General features: G+C 41.7%; 13 protein-coding genes. 12 read left to right on the top strand and 1 reads right to left on the bottom strand.

What is annotated here, in order from left to right; all coding sequences use genetic code 11:
• The first annotated feature begins 22 nt into the window (after window positions 1-22).
• The 5 genes from DSM08_RS01540 (at window position 23) to DSM08_RS01560 (ending at window position 7,762) form a co-directional block, all read left to right on the top strand.
• Complete coding sequence (locus DSM08_RS01540; protein ID WP_187773945.1) at window positions 23-1,231, top strand: ComEC/Rec2 family competence protein; 1,209 nt, start codon at window positions 23-25, stop codon at window positions 1,229-1,231.
• On the top strand, window positions 1,218-2,456 hold the full coding sequence (locus DSM08_RS01545; protein ID WP_149524496.1) for a ComEC/Rec2 family competence protein: 1,239 nt from the start codon (window positions 1,218-1,220) through the stop codon (window positions 2,454-2,456). Before DSM08_RS01540 ends, DSM08_RS01545 begins: the two co-directional genes overlap by 14 nt.
• A 57-nt stretch (window positions 2,457-2,513) precedes the next feature.
• A complete protein-coding gene (locus tag DSM08_RS01550) occupies window positions 2,514-5,315 on the top strand; it encodes an MGH1-like glycoside hydrolase domain-containing protein (RefSeq protein WP_149524497.1) in 2,802 nt (933 codons plus the stop codon).
• A gap of 61 nt (window positions 5,316-5,376) precedes the next feature.
• On the top strand, window positions 5,377-7,113 hold the full coding sequence (locus DSM08_RS01555) for a GMC oxidoreductase (RefSeq protein WP_149524498.1): 1,737 nt from the start codon (window positions 5,377-5,379) through the stop codon (window positions 7,111-7,113).
• Window positions 7,114-7,120: 7 nt separating this feature from the next.
• Complete coding sequence (locus DSM08_RS01560; protein WP_149524499.1) at window positions 7,121-7,762, top strand: gluconate 2-dehydrogenase subunit 3 family protein; 642 nt, start codon at window positions 7,121-7,123, stop codon at window positions 7,760-7,762.
• Between the two features lie 152 nt (window positions 7,763-7,914).
• On the opposite strand, the gene DSM08_RS01565 is transcribed toward DSM08_RS01560, so the two are convergent.
• On the bottom strand, window positions 7,915-9,306 hold the full coding sequence (locus DSM08_RS01565) for a Gfo/Idh/MocA family oxidoreductase (RefSeq protein WP_149524500.1): 1,392 nt from the start codon (window positions 9,304-9,306) through the stop codon (window positions 7,915-7,917).
• A 483-nt stretch (window positions 9,307-9,789) separates the two neighbouring features.
• Between DSM08_RS01565 and DSM08_RS01570 the strand changes: the two genes are divergently transcribed.
• The 7 genes from DSM08_RS01570 (at window position 9,790) to DSM08_RS01600 (ending at window position 19,725) form a co-directional block, all read left to right on the top strand.
• Window positions 9,790-10,335, top strand: a complete 546-nt coding sequence (locus tag DSM08_RS01570) for an RNA polymerase sigma factor (RefSeq protein ID WP_187773946.1) — start codon at window positions 9,790-9,792, stop codon at window positions 10,333-10,335.
• Between the two features lie 108 nt (window positions 10,336-10,443).
• Window positions 10,444-11,505 carry a FecR family protein gene (locus DSM08_RS01575; RefSeq protein WP_187773947.1) on the top strand — a complete coding sequence of 354 codons (1,062 nt, stop codon included), beginning with the start codon at window positions 10,444-10,446 and terminating at the stop codon, window positions 11,503-11,505.
• 126 nt (window positions 11,506-11,631) lie between these two features.
• Window positions 11,632-15,126: a SusC/RagA family TonB-linked outer membrane protein gene (locus DSM08_RS01580; RefSeq protein ID WP_187773948.1), complete on the top strand. Its 3,495-nt coding sequence runs from the start codon at window positions 11,632-11,634 to the stop codon at window positions 15,124-15,126.
• Between the two features lie 11 nt (window positions 15,127-15,137).
• Window positions 15,138-16,955 (top strand): RagB/SusD family nutrient uptake outer membrane protein, encoded by a 1,818-nt coding sequence (locus tag DSM08_RS01585; protein ID WP_149524504.1) that lies wholly within the window; start codon window positions 15,138-15,140, stop codon window positions 16,953-16,955.
• Window positions 16,956-16,958: 3 nt separating this feature from the next.
• Entirely contained in the window at window positions 16,959-17,345 is a 387-nt protein-coding gene (locus DSM08_RS01590; RefSeq protein WP_149524505.1) for a BACON domain-containing protein, read from the top strand.
• Window positions 17,346-17,351: 6 nt separating this feature from the next.
• Window positions 17,352-18,875 (top strand): sulfatase family protein, encoded by a 1,524-nt coding sequence (locus DSM08_RS01595; protein ID WP_149524506.1) that lies wholly within the window; start codon window positions 17,352-17,354, stop codon window positions 18,873-18,875.
• A gap of 175 nt (window positions 18,876-19,050) precedes the next feature.
• Window positions 19,051-19,725: a DUF2490 domain-containing protein gene (locus DSM08_RS01600; RefSeq protein ID WP_149524507.1), complete on the top strand. Its 675-nt coding sequence runs from the start codon at window positions 19,051-19,053 to the stop codon at window positions 19,723-19,725.
• Window positions 19,726-19,984 lie beyond the last annotated feature (259 nt).

Below are 19,984 nucleotides of genomic sequence, written 5' to 3' on the forward strand. Positions count from 1 at the left end.
TTTTTAGATGAAAAATTTCTTGATGATAATATTATTGTTAATATGCTCTCCCTTCTTGCTTAAGGCGCAGCAGCAAATCGGCAAAGTGTTCCCGCAATGGCAACAGGGCTATTTGGATTTGCATCATATTAACACGGGACGTGGGGAGTGTCTTTTTGCGATTTTTCCTGATGGTACGACGATGTTGGTTGATGCAGGAGAAACGGGAACTGACCAACGTAACTTTCGACCAAATGCTAGTCAAAGTGCAGGTCAATGGATTGCTCGTTATATTAAACAGATGATGAAGCCGTTGCAGCGTGATAAAATCGACCAAGTACTGCTGACTCATTTTCACGATGATCACATGGGAAATGTAGAACTGAGCGATCGAAAATCTGCTCATGAAGAGTTCATTTTAACTGGTATCACCGAGGTCGGGGAGCTCATCCCGTTTGACAGACTTGTTGATCGAGCTTGGCCAGATTATTCTTGGCCCACTCCACTATCAGAAGATAAGACAATAGGGAACTATCTAAAGTTTGTTGAAAAGCTTCGAGCGAAGCAGGTGCCAATCGAAAAGTTTATGGTCGGATCGGAAAAGCAGTTTAAATTGTACTATAACTCCGATAACTATCCGTCCTTCAAAGTGAGAAATATAGCAGCCAATGGTATTGTATGGACCGGTGTCGAACAGGTTCATCGTAATTATTTTCCACCTATTGAATATTTAAACGAAAATGATTATCCAGAAGAAAATGCGATAAGTACTGTTTTCAAAATCAGCTACGGCAAGTTCGACTATTTCAACGGTGCCGACCTAGTCTCCAAAGAGAAGCCAGGCCACTGGAAACAAATTGAGTTACCTGTAGGTTTGGTTACAGGACCTGTGGAAGTTTGTGAAGTTAATCATCATGGGAAAGATGCGATGAGCAAGGAATTTGTATCAGCCTTATCGCCCCGAGTATTCCTGATTCAAGGGTTCGCACTGAGTCACCCAGACGCTGTAGCGCTAGAAAATATGCTATCCCAAAAAGTATATCCTGGCGAACGAGATGTTTTTTGCAGCAACTTATTTGACGCCAATAGAAAGGTTTTGGGTAGTGAGTTGGTCGATCAAATAAAGAGTACACAGGGCCATATGGTGGTAAGAGTTCACCCTGGCGGTGAAAAATACCAAGTTATTATTCTAGACGATAGCAATGAAAATTATACCATTAAATCTATACACGGGCCTTATGAAAGTAAATAAAACACTTTGGCGAGCGATTATTGTATTCACGGAAATTCTCATTTTCTTCTGTGTATATGGGCAGAATAAATTGCTAGAAATGCCTGAATGGAAGCAAGGGTATTTAGAAATCCACCACGTCAGCACTGGAAAGGGCTCTTCCACTTTTATCATTCTTCCAGACGGTACGACCATGTTAATCGACGCCGGAGATGTCGGTAATACTTCCAATGAAGGCGGCTCTGTCGAAAAAGAGCCGTCTGCTGCACAGACTATAGCGAAGTATATTAATAAGATGACGCCAAAACTCCTTGAGCCAAATATCGATTATGCATTACTGACAAATTTCAATCCCGATCACATTGGCAACACCGGTCTAGGTTTAAATAGTAATAAGTCCGGTAATGATTATCCATCGGGGATTGCTGAGCTGGTTGAGAAGATCGCCGTTAAAAAAATTGTTGATCGTGGCTGGCCAAACTATGAATTGTACGCTAATGATCGAGATAATAGAAGGCTTGGAAATTATATTCGTTTTGCGAAAAAATATGTCAACAATGGAGGGACAATCGATCAATTTGATATAGGTTCAAATGAACAATTTATACTACTCAATAACCCTGCGGAGTATCCTACTTTTGAAGTACAAAACTTAGCAGCCAATGGTCGAATTTGGACGGGGATTAACCAACAGGTTCATGAACATTTTCCTCCGCTGAAAACTTTATCTAAAGAGAATCTTCCTACAGAAAATCAATATAGTGCAGCGATACGTATTTCCTATGGTAGATTTGATTATTTCTATGGAGGAGATTTGGGGCATGACCATGTTCCACCTGGAAGTTGGAAAAACATAGAAGCTGCAGTAGGGTTAGTCGTCGGTCCCGTAGAAGTTTGTGTTGCAAATAATCATGGATTTCATGACGCTATGGGACTAGATTTTCTCCAATCTGTACGACCTCAGAATGTGATTATCCAGCCTTGGAATGCTGGACAGCCAAACAGCACAACTTTTATTCGATTATTGGAGCCTTCTCAAGCCTATCCCGGACCACGCGGAATATTCAGCACTAAAATATATGAAGAAACTAAGTCGATTATACGCGAGTCCAGAATTAATCAGATGAAAAGTACAGCAGGTCATGTAATTATCCGTGTCGACCCCAATGGTGAAATTTATCACATTCATGTTCTCGATCAAAATTACAACCTTCAGTCTTCCTTTGGTCCATATAATTGTAGTTAGTAAAAGGATGTATTCTTGTGGAGATAAACCGCTTCCCAATTTCCTAAGGGCAGCCATATGAAATTTTCCAATGAAGAATTATTCGTAGAATTTTTATTATACGTCAATATGAAACAAGTTTTCCGTGTTTTTTTTATAGCTCTTTTTTTGAAAATCCTTACAATAGGAATATTTGCACAAACGAAATTGCCTAGCTCTATTAACTATAAAAATCTCGAGTCAAGCCATGACGTTTGGGATAGCGATTGGGGACCTTTCTCTAAGCGCTACGTTGGCATATCGCACATTGCATCCAAGGAAAAGGGACTGCGCATTGACTTCTCGATCATACCGGGATATTATCGTAATAAAGTTTACATCCCAAATGTGCTTTTCGAATCGGATTATACTCCTTGGTATGTATCAATCGATGGGCGACTAATTACGTATAGATATCATATGGGTGTTAACGAAGAAGTTTATGCCGACACTACCTATTTGAGGAATGATGAATCCAGCGTGTATCTCAATCTAAAGCTAGTCAATAAAAGCACGGATCCACAAACTATGACTCTTGATTTTATATCACACCTGTGCTTTCCTGATCAGCTGCCTAAATGGAAAATCGAAAATCTAAAAGATTTTCAATGGGTGAACGCAACAGACTATCATGAAATGCAGTTCAGTCATCCGCGTCCTACAGACTATTTAGTTCATATGGGATATCGTCGAGGTGAGATATATTCAGGCGACTTTTTAGATGCGAAAGCAATTGGGAAAGGTTTCGGAAAAAATGCGGACGATTTTTTAATATACAAGTTCGATGTAAGAGACGAGTATCAATATTTGGGTTTAGTTTATCAGATGGAGCATGCTAACACTTCTGGAGAAGTGCAAATTTCAGGCTTTGTGCAAGGAGATGTAGCATTAAAGGGAGGGGAAGGACTTCAGGTAATCTATTTGCCTATTAGCAAAAAAGGCAGGCAAGAATTAGAAATTCGGAGTAAGGGTGGAGAACCGTTCGTAATTAATGGATTCTTCTTATCAAGGCAAGACCCATCCCATCCCATAATAGTAGATAGCATAGCAAACTATATCCCCTTGAGCAAATTACACTCGTCCGAAAAACGTTTGGAATTAAAATACCCTTATGTTGAAAAGACGTATAATATTAACTGGGACTTTGAGCGCACAAAAATTAGAACCTATCAACATCACGAACTCGACCTCTTTTTTAGAGAAAAGATTCACAAGCACGTTGACTTCGATTTTATAGGAGACCAAAAAGGACATTACACGAATGTCCATCTTGGACCAATTTTACTAACGCCCCAAACAGACAGCACAATACATATGATAATTTCGACGGATGAGTCCTCTAAGCCTAAGAAGGGGTGGCCGCTGGAATTTTCAAAACACATAAATGAAATTCAGGAGTTCGAGCGACAGCGGAGCCATGAACGGATTCTAGAGGCTGGACAAGACTATCTCCCAACGATAGAGCGTTTGACAGCGACACTATATAGTAATATTGTATTCCCTATTTACACGAGTAATCGTTTTATTAAGCATTTCACGCCAGGGAAGAATTGGAATAGTCTATACACATGGGATTCAGGTTTCATTGCCCTTGGGCTCAATGAAGTTAATCCAGAACTTGCTCTTGAGAATATTAACGCCTATACAACGAACTCAGAGGAGCAATCTCCATTTTTGCATCATGGCTCTCCATTAGCAATACAACTATATGCGTTTTTTGATCTTTGGAACAAGTCACAAGATAAAACCATGCTTCGATACTTATATCCTCGTCTGAAAAGGATATATGATTTTATTTCTGGTGAAAATTCGAAAAGTAATACCCTCATGCCGTCCAACCTGATACGTACTTGGGATTACTTTTATAATTCTGGCGGTTGGGATGACTATCCTGCTCAGGTTGCAGTGCATAAATATAAACTTGCAGATACCGTGACGCCCGTAATTAGTACAGCACATTGCATTCGTATGGCGAAAATTTTGCGTTTTGCCGCTTTGGAATTAGGTTTTAACGAAGATGTATCCACATATCAGCGACAAATAAATGAATTTGCCAATGCAGTTCAAAAATATGCATGGAATTCGTCATCTGGTTATTTTAGCTATGTTGTCCATGATAAAATGGGTCAGCCTTTGAGACACTTCACAGATTCAACTGGAGCTGATTACAATATGGGATTGGATGGTGCATATCCACTAATCGCAGGCATATGTACTCCAGAGCAAGAGGAAATTCTTTTAGAGAAGATGTTTTCATCCGATAGAATGTGGACAGCAAGTGGAATGAGCGTGGTAGACCAAAAAAATCCGTATTACAAAAATGATGGGTATTGGAATGGTGCTGTGTGGATGCCACATCAATATTTCGTTTGGAAAACGATGCTAGATTTGGGACGAGCAGATTTAGCAAAAAAGATCGCTGACAAAGCGTTGCAAATTTATCATTTGGAAACTTCGCGATCCAATCACACGTTTGAACATTTTCTTGCCGAAAACGGACGAGGAGCAGGATGGCACCATTTCTCTGGTTTATCGATGCCCATTCTGTCTTGGTTTCACGCATATTTTCAGAAAGGAACACTTACTACTGGATTTGATATTTGGGTGGAACAGCAGGAATTCTCACCAACTTTTGACAGTTTGAACGCTCAACTATTTGTCGCATCATCTGATCGACATAAACCGCAGCTATTGGTATGTCTTAATCCATCTCACCTTTATCAGGTATTGTTAGATGGAAAACCTTGCTTTTTTGAACAAATTGAGCCTGGTTTATTAACTATCCGTTTACCGGAAGGTAGTGGGAAACATCGTCTAGAAATTAAGAAAAGACAAGCCTAAGAGAGCCTGAGTGGCACTTCAATTTATTTCAAGTATTTAATTAAACCAAATATATACCCAAATGAGCACATTTCAAATCAAAGAGAATCCAAGGATCTATGATGCAATTGTAGTTGGATCGGGGGCTGGTGGAGGTATGGCTGGATATATTCTTGCCAATGCGGGACTGAAAGTATTGATGTTGGAGGCAGGACCGTTTTTCGACCCTGCCAAAGATGCTTTACAAATGCGTTGGCCATGGGAGTCTCCACGTCGTGGAGCACCAACAACCCGACCATTTGGCGATTTTGATGCTGCATATGGAGGATGGCAGATTGAAGGTGAACCGTATAGTAAATTAGATGGGACTCAGTTTGAGTGGTTCAGAGCGAGGATGCTCGGCGGAAGAACAAATCATTGGGGCCGCATATCCTTACGTATGGGACCTGATGATTTTCAGCCGACTGACGGTATCACAGATGCATGGCCGATTACTTATGACGATATCAAACCTTTCTATGATCGTGTAGATCGCATGATTGGAATATATGGAACAGTAGAGGGCATAAAAAATGAACCAGATGGTATTTTTATGAAACCTCCCAAACCCAGGTTACATGAACTTTACATAGCGCGAGCTGCTAATAAAGTAGGAGTGCCGGTTATCGCTGGGAGAGGGGCGGTATTGACGGAAGCGTCTTCTGAAATCAAAGGCCGTGGAACCTGCTTTTATTGTGGACAATGTGGGCGCTCCTGTAAAGTTTACGGCGATTTTTCGTCTTCTTCTTGTTTGGTTATTCCTGCAATCAAAACAGGTAATTTAGAAGTAATAGACAATGCTATGGTACGCGAGGTATTGACCAATGATGAGGGTGTTGCTACGGGAGTTTCATATGTGCAAACTCAGACGTATCAAGAGTATTCAGCGAAGGCTAAGGTAATCATATTGGGTGCTAGCGCATGCGAGTCTGCTCGTCTCTTGCTAAATTCTAAGTCTTCCGCACATCCGGCTGGTCTTGGTAATAGTAGTGGATTAATTGGTAAATACCTACACGACTCCACAGGAGCTAGCATGGTAGGGATTGTGCCAAGCCTTTTGGATAGAAAACGTTATAATGAAGACGGTACTGGAAGTGTACATATTTATTCGCCATGGTGGGGAGATCATGGGAATCTTAGTTTTCCCAGAGGCTACCATATTGAGTATGGTGGAGGTATGGGAATGCCTTCTTATGGTTCCTTTCATGGAGTGCCAAATATTAACGGAAAGATCTTTAGTAGCATTGGAGAAGTAAAGGTTTCTGGCGGATACGGTGAATCCTTGAAACAAGATATTAGACGAATCTATGGTGCATCCGTACGCATGTCTGGGCGCGGCACTGCATTGGCTAGGAAGGAAAATTACTGTGAAATTGATCCGCTACAAGTTGACAAGTTTGGTATCCCCACACTGCGATTCCATTATAAATGGGCGAACGAAGAAGTGATGCAGGCAAAACATATGCAAGAAACATTTGAGTCTATCATGCACGAGATGGGCGCAATTATTACTTCCGATCGAAAAGGGTTGGATACCTTATATGGTTTAGAAGCGCCTGGAAAAATTATTCATGAGGGCGGAACGACACGGATGGGCAACGACCCGAAAACATCGGTGCTCAATAAGTGGGGACAGGCGCATGACTGCAAAAACCTTTACGTAGTTGATGCTGGACCTTTCGTGCAACAAGGCGATAAGAACCTGACCTGGACAATCCTAGCGTTATCCATGCGTACGGCAGAATACATCTTAGAACAAAAAAGCAAATTAAACAGCTAATCGAACGATGAACAGAAGAGATTCATTAAAAGCCTTAGGGCTTATTGCTGCAGGCTCTAGCGTAATCGCAGGAGCATGTAAAGCCGATAAAACAAATGCGAAGAAAGCTACGGTAAATGCAGGCGATAAACTTCCGGGTGTGCAGGACTTCGAACATGAGCGCACGCAGGAACTCTTGGACGAGACCTTCTTTACAGAACATGAAATGGCGACCATCACCGTGCTTGCCGATATTATCATTCCAAAGGATGAAATCTCCGGATCTGCCTCTGAGGCGGGCGTACCGGCTTTCATCGAATTTATGGTAAAAGATATTCCAAGCAATCAGGTACCGATGCGTGGCGGATTACGCTGGTTGGATATACAGTCGCAGAAGCGTTTTTCCAACCCATTTATCAAATGCAAAAAAGAAGAACAACTGGCCTTCGTCGACGATATTGCTTATCCTGAAAAAGCAAAACCAGAGATGATGCAGGGCGTTGCTTTTTTCTCAATCCTACGGAATTTTACAACTTCTGGTTTTTTTACGACGAAAATGGGAATCAATGATTTGGGATACGTGGGGAATATTCCAGGCATTTGGCAAGGCGTGCCGCCTGATGTGCTTCGTGCTCACGGTTTTGAGTCCGACAACTTAAAACAAAGTTAGAACAGACATTCGGTAATTTTGCAAAATATGTAATATCCAAATTTGTATTCGGAGCTGATATAATTCAACAGCTCCGAATACAAAATAGTCAACACTCAACTTTGGGTAAATCATAATTTAAAGCTGAATATGGGGATCCCCCCCTTCAAACCCTAACTCTTCTTTATCTCCGGCTTCAAGTCTGTCAGCGACCCAATTTGAATCGGTTTTCCTGCTTCTATACTTTTTCTAGCAGCCACACCGATCAGCACCGACAAAACGCCATCCCTCAGATTGGCTCTGTGGTCGTAAGGATCTTCAGCCGACTTCTTTAAAAACAAATCTTCCTGCAAGCGGCGATCGCCACCACCATGGCCACTACGCTCGCTAGAAACCGTAACGACCTCATATTTTTCCCAGTTTCTGAACAAAATAAGCTGTGATTCCGTAGTATCACTTTTCGCTTGTTGCATCTCTGCAGCGTGCAATTCCTCTTGGCTTAAATTTTCTCCATTGATAAAAGGAATATCTAGCCAAGCATCAATTCTACCTTTTTGCCCGTTGAATGCAATTCGCCAACCTTCATATGGAGAATAGGTGGTTAAAGAGTAATTAGCGATTACGCCATTTTTGTATTTGATCTGTGCGGACATCTTATCGTAAATGTCGATTTCATTTCGATAAACGCAGCCATCTCGAAGATAGCCATCATAGTTTTCGTTCGCTACATATAGATTCATTGCTTGTTTATCCTTCGTAATGTCCCAGTAATAAGCGCAATCTTTCTTATGATCACACGAGCGACAGTTCTTTCCGCGGAATGGACCATTTTTACCATAATGCTCTAAGGCACCATATGCAAAAACCTCTTCCGGTTCTGCCGATAACCACCAGTTCAGCAAATCAAAGTGGTGTGTTGCTTTGTGAATCCATAAGGAGCCACCTTTATTCATCAATCCGTGCCAGCGACGGAAATAAGAAGCGCCATGATGAGTATTCAAGTACCAGTTAAAATCCACAGAAGTAACCTCGCCAATCGCGCCTTCTGAAATAAGCTGTTTAATCTTAGTCATGTAAGGGCTCCAACGGTAATTGAAACCAACAATCACATTCTTCCCATATTTTTTCTCCGCATCAATGATTGCTTGTGCCTTTACTTCATCGATAGTTAATGGTTTTTCCGTTAAAACATCACAATAAGCCAAACCTTTGATAATAAGTTCATGATGAGAAGCATCGGTCGTACAGACCATGATTAAATCTGGCTTTGTTTTACGTAGCATCTCGTCATAATTTACGAAGGTCGGACAAGATACCCCAATATACTCCTTCGCATACTTTAGGCGCCCTGGATTGATGTCGCTTAAACCGACAAATTCGAGTGTGTCAGGAAACTGCTCAACCAATCGACGTCCCCAGAATGTAATTCCTCGAATCCCGGTACCAACGAGTACGACGCGAAGCTTACGATTTAATCCAAAAGCATCAGTAGGAAGGTTGACCATCGTCCCTATGCTCAATAGCGATAAGGTCTTTAAAAATGTCTTTCTTGAAATACTATCCATAATAAATTGTTTTTCATTAGTAAATGCTGTAAAAACACAGAAGCGATTTTACGTTGGTTTAGTTGGTTTTTCGAAGGCAAAACAATCGACGGAATCTATCGAAATTAAAATTCCTACGGAGCTACAGATACAAATCATAGCCCATGTTCGACCAAGAAAAAATTGACAAGTTTATAATTTTATACGAGCAAGGATAAGCCTCGCTCTTTTATAACAATCTACGAAAATCAAGGGTTACTAAGATTAAAAATCTACGCAAACGATGCCGGTATTTTTTCAAGGAATGTTGGAATAAATCCATGTAATTCGATTTTAAATCGCGAGTTGTTGCAATCTGGATATTCAAAACTATGAAAGCCTGTGCTGGTAAAAAACTAACCTGATTAAGCCAATTTCCAATCTGCTAGCGAAGGATTCCGCTTCATTGCTTTTACAATGCTGTTTGTATTAAAATTCTTATCTTGCCAAGTCACTGTGAAAAAAATGCCGTTTAAACCACTAACTTCCCTGGAAAAGGAACGCATTGCGCAATATAGAGATGAGATGGTTTTTAAATCTTATTTCCTTAGGAACTACAAAGTTCTTGAGCGGTATGCCTTTGGTTTTCTAAAAGACTACGCACTCGCTCAAGACGTCTGTTCGGAAGTGATGTGGAAGATGTGGCATTTAGGAAGTGACCTCATGCATGTCTCTTCCGTGGAAGGCTATCTCCTACGGATGGTAAAAAACAGATGCCTCAATTTATTACGATTAAATCAACCTGTTTATCTTGTTCCCGACGATTTCGCGGAAATGAACATAGAGTTCCCGGATCCCGAGCGCCTAATGATGGAAAGTGAAGGGGTTAAAGAAATACAACAGGCCATTGACGCACTGCCTCAGAAAACAAAGCAAGCTTTTCTTCTCGTTAAAGAAGAGTCCCGTAGCTACCAAGAAGCAGCGGAAATAATGAACATCTCCAAGAATACGGTTGATCGACATATTCAGATCGCACTCGCAAAAATCTGGCATTCGCTGAAAAATAGATAATTTTTTATTACTCATTATCAGTATTTTACGCTCCATTTTTCAGGATTTCCAATAATCGATTGGTGATTTTCTCAACCACACGTGTCTATGTGAATGAAGACCAAAAGTATGAATCACACGGACGAAGAATTTCTTAGCTTATTGAATTTAGCACTTGCTAACGAACTGTCAGCCGATCAGGAGATCAGGTTGCAAGAGTTGCTATTGCAAGATCCGGACCGCGTGACACTGTACGAGTACCTACTATCGGAAGAAGAGACAGAGCAGGACAGATTGGAGTTAGAAGTGCTTTATGAGAAGTCCCGACCTAATGATATTCCCGATAGCGTAACGTCAAATCCAACAAAGCCTACAGCGCAAATTTTCCCTTGGAAGAAGTTCTTTCAGGCGGCAGCTGCGGTATTGCTGATTTTTTCACTGTTCTATCTATATAAGACAAAAGAAACTCCAGCAGTCGAAGGCGATTGGATGGAACTGACGACTCAAAAAGGCGAACGTAAATACTTTAAGTTAGTCGACGGAACAGAGGTTTGGCTCAATAGCGATAGTAAGTTGATGTTGAAGCAGGGCTATGGGAAAGAACATCGCAACTTACAGCTGTTGGGTGAGGGTTACTTCTCGGTGGCGAAGAATACGGCGCTGCCGATGAGAGTAAAAGTGGGCGAAGTCGATGTGAATGTCGTAGGAACTATTTTCAACCTACAGGCCTATCCGGATCAAGGACAAGTTGTGACTTCCTTGATAGAAGGAAAAGTAAAACTAACCTTGAACGAAAGCAAAGGCAGCAAGGACTTCGTAATGAAACCCGGCGATAGGATAGAGATTGCTCGTAAGGAAGTCAATGGAAAGGTGAGTTTGGCTCTGGCAGATACAACCGCTATTCAACATACCGTCGCTTTTCGGAACGTCGAGAAAAAAGACAACAAAGCCTTAGATGCGCTTTGGACTGAGAATAAATTGGTGTTCAAAGCAGACCGCTTGGTGGAAGTTGTAAAGAGGCTTGAACGCTGGTACGACGTGACCATTATCGTAGAAAATGATCAATTAAAAGAACAAGCCTTCACAGGAGTTTTTGAGGAACCAACCTGTCAGCAAGTCTTGTCAATACTTCAAAAAACTAATAAAAACCTTAATTATACGATGAAAGGAGAGACCATAATTATCAAATAAAAGATAGAAGACAAACACAAAAAAAGGGTATCCCTTTGGAAAAGGAATACCCAAATGATTTAAACCATGAGCATCTCGCCCTAGGAAAGTTGGATGCTCACATCTGATTATTTAAAAACTAAATTTATGAAAAAAAAATCACATGAACTAAATCGTGTGCCCATTCCTAATTACGTAAAGTGGCTCTTGATGGTCAAATTTATCCTGATTTTTACGTTGGCTTTTGCTGCCCACAGCATGGCTAGCGAATCCAAAGCACAAAACAAAGTTTCCATGCAATTTAAAGATGTGAAACTCAAAAATCTGCTCAATTCAATCGAAGAGCAGACCGCTGTATCATTCATCTACAACGACAATGCGATTCGTGATATCCGCATCGCAGATATACGAGTTGAAAATAAAGATTGGCGCGAACTTTTGCTTCCAATATTGAAAGCGCAGAACTTCCAAATGACGCTGTTAGGAACGAACCGCGTCTTGATTGAAAAAAATAATGAACAATCCAATATAGCTTCAGGGACTGTTAAAGATCAACATGGAAACCCACTTGCGGCAGTATCCGTAAAACAAAAAGGAAAAGAACGTTCCACGAGTACAAATAGCGATGGTCAGTTCTCGTTAGAAACAGAAGGGAATAACCCGGTCTTGATCTTTAGCTACGTTAGTTTTCTGAGCCAAGAAATACCATTTACCGGACAACCGATGCAGGTCACCCTCGCTGAGGACCTTGCGCAGTTAGAAGAGGTTGTTGTGGTAGGTTATGGTACGCAAAAGCGAGTTAATTTAACCGGTTCGGTGGCGACGATATCTGGCGACCAGATTGCAAATCGACCAGTGGTCAATGCGACACAAAGTTTGCAGGGAACCATGCCTGGCCTAAATGTAAGTGTTAATGGTGCAACAAAGCCCGGACAATCTTTTAAACTGAACGTTCGTGGTACAGGTAACTTAAGTGGTTCCGATCAACCTTATGTTTTGGTAGATGGGATGGAGATGTCACTTGCTGATGTCAATCCTAACGATATTGAAAATATTTCCGTACTCAAAGATGCATCTGCTTCAGCAATCTATGGTTCTCGCGCGGCATATGGTGTTATCTTAGTAACAACAAAAAAAGGAGCATCAGGTAGAAAACAAATTAACTTCAGCTCGAATACAGGCTTCACTTCCCCGGTAAATCTACCGGATATGGTCAATTCTGTAGACTTTGCAAATTATTTTAACGCAGCAACTTTCAACGCATTGGGCACGAAGCAATATTCCGAAGAGAAGATTGCCCTTTTGCAGCAATATATCGATAACCCTGGCTCGGTTTCCATATTCCCGGAAGTAAATTCCAACAATTACGGCAGCTGGGAGAACAGTGCAAATGGGGTAGCGAATACAGATTGGTTTAATTTTCATTATAAACCCTATGCGCTTCGCCAGAACTATACCATGAACCTAAGTGGTGGAAATGATGGAACACAATTCTACGTTTCCGGAGGTGTTTACCAAGAGGATGGTGCATTGCGTTATGCGGATATAGACTACAAACGCTATAACGTAAATGTGTCTGTAAATTCACAATTAGCCGATTTTATCAAGCTAAAAAGCAATGTGAAGTACACGCACAATCAGAATCAATCGCCGTTAGCAGGCTATGAAGGCTTATTCTTTCACAACCTTGCCCGTATGCGTCCGAATGTATCACCCTATGATTTCTATGGTAATTTTACAGAGCAATCGTTCGTCCCTTATCTGCAATCAGGTTCACAAGATAAAAGCAATAATGCGGCCCTTGTTATCCTTGGTGGCTTAGAGATAACACCTGCAAAGGACTGGAAAATATTCGCGGATTTGAACTTCAGCAAGCGAAATTTTGAAGGCTCGACCCTTAAAGTTCCTGGTACAATTTATGGCATTGATGGTACGCCGATTACCATGAACCGTTCGGAATTTAATATTCCGCTAGCGGGTAGCTTTGCTCGTACCATGTATGAGCAAACCTACATCACACCGAATATCTATACCAATTATAAAGTCGCTGTAGACAAACATCAATTTGATTTAACGGCAGGTTTCCAACAAGAATACAATCAATACAAAGAGCTTGGCGCTTCAGCGACGGAGTTGATCAGTTTCGACCGTCCGGGAACAGACCTGGCGACAGGCACCAAAGCCTCTTCCGAAGTAAGGAACCACTGGGCAACAAGAGGTTTCTTCGCGCGTATCAACTATAATTTCAACAGCAAGTTCCTTTTAGAACTTAACGGACGTTACGACGGGTCTTCTCGCTTTGCGAGCGACCAGCGATGGGGATTTTTCCCATCTGTTTCTGCGGCGTATAACATCAGCGAGGAACAATTTGTGAAGAACAGCTTGCCTTGGCTGAATCAGTTAAAGCTACGCGGATCCTATGGTAATCTAGGAAATCAAGCGGGCGCAAATATGTACGCGTACCTGGAGAATATGAATATCGTTGTTCCTGGATTGGGAACTGGCGGTCGCTACTATTTTGGCGACGAGCGCGAAAGCTATATTCAAGCGCCAGGTGCTTTTAATCCGCTTATCACTTGGGAGAAGGTTCAAAGCACGAATGTCGGAATAGATTACGCCATGTTAGAAAACCGTCTCTCGGGAACATTAGAATGGTATCAACGCAATACCAAAGATATGTTAGGGCCATCTCGCGATGTAGCAGATATGTATGGTGCTACACCTCCACAGTCGAATAATGCAGACTTAAGAACCCGCGGATGGGAACTCTCCATCAAATGGAAAGACAATATATCGGAAGACTTAAGCTATGATCTCGGTGTCATGTTGACCGACTACCGTTCAGTTGTAACACGCTACCAAAATCCGACGCGATTTAATCCTGCGGGAGCTTGGTATGAGGGTAAGAATGTAGGCGAAATATGGGGATTTACAGCAAATAGCTTGTTGAAAACCGCGGAAGAAGCCGCTAACTACAACGCAACATTGAATAGATCTTATCTTTCAGCACGTGATTGGGTGGCTGGTGATGTAAAATATGAAGACATCAACGGTGACGGCAAGATCGATATCGGTGCAAATAGAGTAGGAGACTCGGGTGATTACAGCATTATCGGAAACAGCAGCGCACGATATAACTTTAGTCTTTCTGGAGGAGTTAATTGGAAGAATTGGAGCCTGAACATGTTATGGCAAGGTGTTGGAAAACAAGACTTCCTGCCTGCTGCCTTAGATGCTTACTTCTGGGGGGCTGGTTCCTTGGCACAGGTTACTGTATTTAAAGCGCATTTAGATTACTTCAGCGAAAGCAATCCGGACGCATACTATCCGAACCCTTATGCTTCCCCTGTCGGTGCTATAGCTTCTTATACCAATAAAACACAATCCCCTGCTAGCCGATATATCCAAAATGCTTCTTACATCCGTCTGAAGAACTTGACGCTGCAATATACGTTCAACAGAGAATGGACACAGCGTATGAAGATCAATCGATTAACTGTGTTCGGCACAGGCGACAACTTGCTGACCTTCACCAAGCTCGCTGGAATGTTCGATCCTGAAACATTAGTTGGCGGACAAGGAACAGGAAAACTATATCCGTTGAGCAAGGTCTATTCTTTCGGTGTAAATATCACATTTTAAGACTATTTCTTATGAAAAAACATCATTATTTATATATTTTATTAGTATTCTTTACGACTAGTTGTGGTAAAGATTTCTTAAATCGACTGCCACAAGATCAACTTTCAACGAGCGGAAGCTTGGCAACAGTCAATGAATTGAGACTGTATATGAATCAGTTTTATGAGCAACTTCCAAATCATCCCAATTTTACGGGAGGTGAGGGGATTGCTTTTGACGATGCGCGTACGGACAACATGATCTTTACCACCGTGAACCCACGATTAAACGGACAGCTGACCATTTCTAACGCAATAGCATTAACCGAGTATAATCAGATCCGCGGATTGAACTTCTTTTTGAATCAAGCCAAAGACGCTAAGGGGAATCAGACAGAAATCAACCAATATTTGGGGGAAGCCTACTTTTTTAGAGCCTGGTTTTATTTTTCTTTAGTTAAAAAATATGGTGATGTAAGCTGGGTCAATACCTTATTAAATTCCGAAGATGAATCGACCTTTTTACAGCGCGATAGCCGTTTAGTGGTCGTGGACTCTATTTTGCAAGATCTTGATCGCGCAAGCGAACTCCTTGCTATTCAAACCAATAACAATAGCATGCGCGTTCACCGCGATGTGGCCTTCGCAATGACTTCTCGTGTTGCTTTGTACGAAGGAACATGGCAAAAATATCATCAAGCAAAAGGGACTGGTTTCGCTTCAAGCGCGGTCACCGCACAGAAAATTAATGCCTATCTAACGCAAGCACGCGATGCTGCAAAAAAAGTAATAGATGCTGGGCGTTGGCAGATTTCATCGACAGGAAACCCGCTGGCAGATTACAAGAACATGTTCAACAATACAGATCTGCGAGGAAACAAAGAAGTGTTGTTATTTCGCCGGTACAATCCGGCAGAGAATATCGGTCACGGAGTTTCTAAATATTTATCCTCCGGAGGTGGCGATATTGGCTTAACATTAAGCTTAGTCGATGATTATCTAACACGCGATGGTAAACCTTTTGTTGGTGCTGTTCGCGAGCAAGCCCAAAAGAATTACGGGCAAGAATTGCAACCTACGATCCGCGATCCGCGGTTATTTCAGACAGCAGGTGTCGCTGGACAGCCTTTGCGCCCGGGCGGCGTGGTGCCACCTTTCCCTCCTATCAATCAAAGTGGCTTCAACAGAAATACCACAGGATATCCGATGTATAAGTATATCGAATACGATAATATCGCTGCAACTACTGATGATGGTATGAGTGCTGCACCCGTTATTTATTTCCGCTACGCCGAGGTGCTTCTAAATTATGCAGAAGCGGTGGTAGAGTTAGATGGTGATGTTAGTTTAGCGACCCAGGCATTGACTCCTTTGAGAACACGTGTCGGTATGCCGGCAATGGACATCGAACTAGAGTATAACGCGCAAGCTGAATATGCATTCCGCACCTTGTCGAAAGCGTTGCAGGCTGTACGTCGCGAACGCCGAGTAGAGATGGTCGCTGAAGGTACGCGTTTAGATGATATAATGCGCTGGGCTGCTGCAGATGTGCTACTAGTTGGAAAAAGACCATTAGGGGCGCTTTTCGTAGGTAGCGACCTGGCTTCACAAAACACAGCAGCCGGTTTCTACAATGATGCCTTGCTTTACTTTGATACGGCTCCTGCCGGTAAAAGCGTAAACTTCTTCCTGAATGGGCAGCCTAATGACGCTAAGCGATATATAGACCCGTATAAGCAAGTGATGCCGAATGGCTACGGATTTAAAGTGAATAGAGATTATCTATTGCCAATTCAACAAAGAATGTTGGAGTTGACAAATGGAAAGTGGAAACAGAACCCTAATTGGTAAACGATGAAAAATAATATAATGCAATTTATTCGACATACATCTTATTTTCTGATGGTATTGCTTTTTGCCACCATCTTCTCTTCTTGTGAGAAGGATCAGCATGTGAAACCTCAACCCGGACCATTTGATGTTACTCATGAAATTCCGGCAAGTATTCCCGCAAATGGCGGCTCTTATACGCTTACCATCGATGCAACAACAAATGGATGGTGGATTGAAGCAGGAGCAGATGCTTCCTGGGTCAGTATCAATCGCAAATATGGTTCTGCAAAAGTAACGCAGCAAGTAGTGGTTGCTAGCAATACGACTTCCGCTGCGCGCGAAGCAACGGTGCTTATCAAATCAACCAACGGAGGAACCGTTAATTTAGTTTTTAAACAACAAAAATAAGTCGATATGAGGATAGTGTTCTTTATCATGTGTATGGCTTGTGCAATAGCTGCTTTAGGACAGCAAAAGAAGCCCAATATAGTCATTATCATTTCTGATGACCATTCCTATCAAACCATCGGAGCCTACGGTTCACAGCACGCGAAAACGCCTCAAATCGACAGGCTAGCGAAAGATGGTGCGGTATTTACGAACGCATATGTCAATAATTCGATATGTGGTCCTTCTAGGGCCACATTATTGACCGGAAAATACAGCCATAAAAATGGTTTTAAGGATAATGAAACCTCGGTATTTGATTTCTCACAAAACCTTTTTGTGAAGGAACTGCAACAGGTTGGCTATCATACTTCCTGGATTGGGAAGATCCATCTAGGTGAGGAGCTTCAAGGTTTTGATTATTATGATGTACTTATCGGTCAAGGACATTATTTCAATCCTGACTTTGTTTCAAAACAGGGTAAAAAACGGGAGGTAGGCTATGTGTCTGATCTAGTAACTGATAAAGCGTTGAATTGGTTAGACACGATCGATCAACAAAATCCGTTCTGTTTGATCATTGGCCATAAAGCGACACATAGAACCTGGATGCCGGATCCGAAAGATTTCGGGACTTATGACAATCAAAATATCCCGATTCCTTCAACCTTCTATGATAACTATGAGAGCCGAAAAGCTGCGGCTGTTCAGGAAATGTCGATTGACAAGGATATGCGCATGGGATACGACCTCAAGATGTTCAACTCGGTGGAGGAGATGATGGCTGATGGTAATTTCAAAAGGATGAATGCTGCACAGCGAGAGGCCTACATCAAGTATTATCGTCCTATCTTTGAGGATTACAAAAACCGTAATTTGCAGGGTAAGGAGCTCGCAGAGTGGAAATATAAACGCTATATGATCGATTATCTGAACACAGCGCAGTCTATGGATCGCAATATTGGTCGTGTTTTAGATTATCTGAAGACGAACAAATTAGAAGAGAATACGGTCGTCATCTATCTTTCCGATCAAGGATTTTATATGGGTGAACATGGATGGTTCGATAAGCGTTTCATGTATGAAGAGTCTTTCAAAACGCCAATGATTATGCGTATGCCGGGGCTTATTCCCGCAACTTCAAAGATTGAAGCTAACGTAGTGAATGCCGATATTGCACCGACCCTTTTAGAACTAGCGGGTGTTGCCAAACCTGCAGATATGCAGGGGAAATCATTCGCTGGGGTGCTCCCAAGGTCGGATAAACAACATCGTGAGGATGTCTTCTACCATTATTTTGAAAATGGAGAACATGCGGTGTCGCCGCACTTCGGTGTGAAATCAGGACGGTATAAACTGATTCGATTCTATAAGCGTGTAGAGGCATGGGAACTTTTCGATTTAGAAAAAGATCCGAAGGAGCTAAAGAATCTGGTATCAGATCCTTCCTATCAAAGCACTTTTAAGAAAATGAAGAAAAGGCTATTGAAGCAAATAAAAGCATTTGATGATGCTCAAGCAGAAGAGATCTTTCACCAGAAACTGAAATAGGGCAGAGAAGTTTTCGGAAAGCTTAAAGCTAGCAATCCCCCATTGCGCAACCGTCAAACGGGAGCGCAATGGGGGGATTTTTATTTTGCCTTTGTTTAATTTTTTCAAGAAGTCTATCAAGATTTTTACTTACCGTAATATTTCAGCTTTTAATGGTATTATTTATCTTGCTGAAATGAAATCTACCTTCCTTTTTTTAGTACTTGCTATCACCGGCATAGGCTTTTCTTATGCGCAACAGTTAGAATCCGCCCTCTTATATTACGGTCAAACAAAGTTCGACAATAGCCGATTTGGAATTTATCATGAGGCACAACTTCGAGATTTTCAATTCGGTGGAGATCATAATCAAACTTTAATCAGGGTAGGAGGACGATACCAAATTAAACCCTTTCTAACCGCAATATTTGGTTATGGCTTTATTTATTCAGAATTGAAAGGTGATCCGAATGCCCCTTTCAACGAACATCGCATCTTTCAAGATTTTGTCCTAACGCATGTTTTGAAATCCACTCGAATCCGCCATCGCCTGCGCTTAGAAGAACGTTTTATAGAAGATCGAGATGTTTATGGGCGAGCCCGTTATTGTCTATTTGCGGACATCCCGCTCAGCGAGAAGAATTTCAACGCAGGCGGTACTTATCTTGCTTTATACGAGGAGGCATTTATCAACGTCTTGCAGCCCTCAACTCAAAAAACGTTTGATAGGAATCGTATTTACGCCGGAGTAGGTTATAAAGTGAAGGATAATTTAGGAATTCAGCTGGGAAGTATGTTGCAGCATGTGGGCTCGAATAAAGGAACCTTTCAGATGCAACTTTCTTTTCACCACGTGGTAAACGTGAATTAAGGAATCTCAATTGAGGATAAAGTCATTCTTTTCCCTGAAAAAATATCGAATAATTACATTCAATTCAAGAGAAACTCTCAATGTCCCAGTACGTTTTACTTCTGACATGCAGCAATATATTGATCAGAGCGCATGATTGGCGCTAAAAAAGTAGTGCCCTTCTCTGGAACGCCATAATACCAAAAACCGCCAATCGTGAGAAGTAAATTCTGTTCGCAATTTCTCAAGCTGATACATCACATGAAATAGCCGTACAGCG

The sequence above is a fragment of the Sphingobacterium hotanense genome, assembly GCF_008274825.1.
GTDB lineage: Bacteria > Bacteroidota > Bacteroidia > Sphingobacteriales > Sphingobacteriaceae > Sphingobacterium > Sphingobacterium hotanense.

Coding starts and splice junctions, on each gene's coding strand:
- DSM08_RS01555 (WP_149524498.1), top strand. CDS start 5,377: ATGAGCACATTTCAAATCAAAGAGAATCCAAGGATCTATGATGCAATT.
- DSM08_RS01580 (WP_187773948.1), top strand. CDS start 11,632: ATGAAAAAAAAATCACATGAACTAAATCGTGTGCCCATTCCTAATTAC.
- DSM08_RS01575 (WP_187773947.1), top strand. CDS start 10,444: ATGAATCACACGGACGAAGAATTTCTTAGCTTATTGAATTTAGCACTT.
- DSM08_RS01585 (WP_149524504.1), top strand. CDS start 15,138: ATGAAAAAACATCATTATTTATATATTTTATTAGTATTCTTTACGACT.
- DSM08_RS01590 (WP_149524505.1), top strand. CDS start 16,959: ATGAAAAATAATATAATGCAATTTATTCGACATACATCTTATTTTCTG.
- DSM08_RS01570 (WP_187773946.1), top strand. CDS start 9,790: ATGCCGTTTAAACCACTAACTTCCCTGGAAAAGGAACGCATTGCGCAA.
- DSM08_RS01565 (WP_149524500.1), bottom strand. CDS start 9,306: ATGGATAGTATTTCAAGAAAGACATTTTTAAAGACCTTATCGCTATTG.
- DSM08_RS01540 (WP_187773945.1), top strand. CDS start 23: ATGATAATATTATTGTTAATATGCTCTCCCTTCTTGCTTAAGGCGCAG.
- DSM08_RS01545 (WP_149524496.1), top strand. CDS start 1,218: ATGAAAGTAAATAAAACACTTTGGCGAGCGATTATTGTATTCACGGAA.
- DSM08_RS01550 (WP_149524497.1), top strand. CDS start 2,514: ATGAAATTTTCCAATGAAGAATTATTCGTAGAATTTTTATTATACGTC.
- DSM08_RS01595 (WP_149524506.1), top strand. CDS start 17,352: ATGAGGATAGTGTTCTTTATCATGTGTATGGCTTGTGCAATAGCTGCT.
- DSM08_RS01560 (WP_149524499.1), top strand. CDS start 7,121: ATGAACAGAAGAGATTCATTAAAAGCCTTAGGGCTTATTGCTGCAGGC.
- DSM08_RS01600 (WP_149524507.1), top strand. CDS start 19,051: ATGAAATCTACCTTCCTTTTTTTAGTACTTGCTATCACCGGCATAGGC.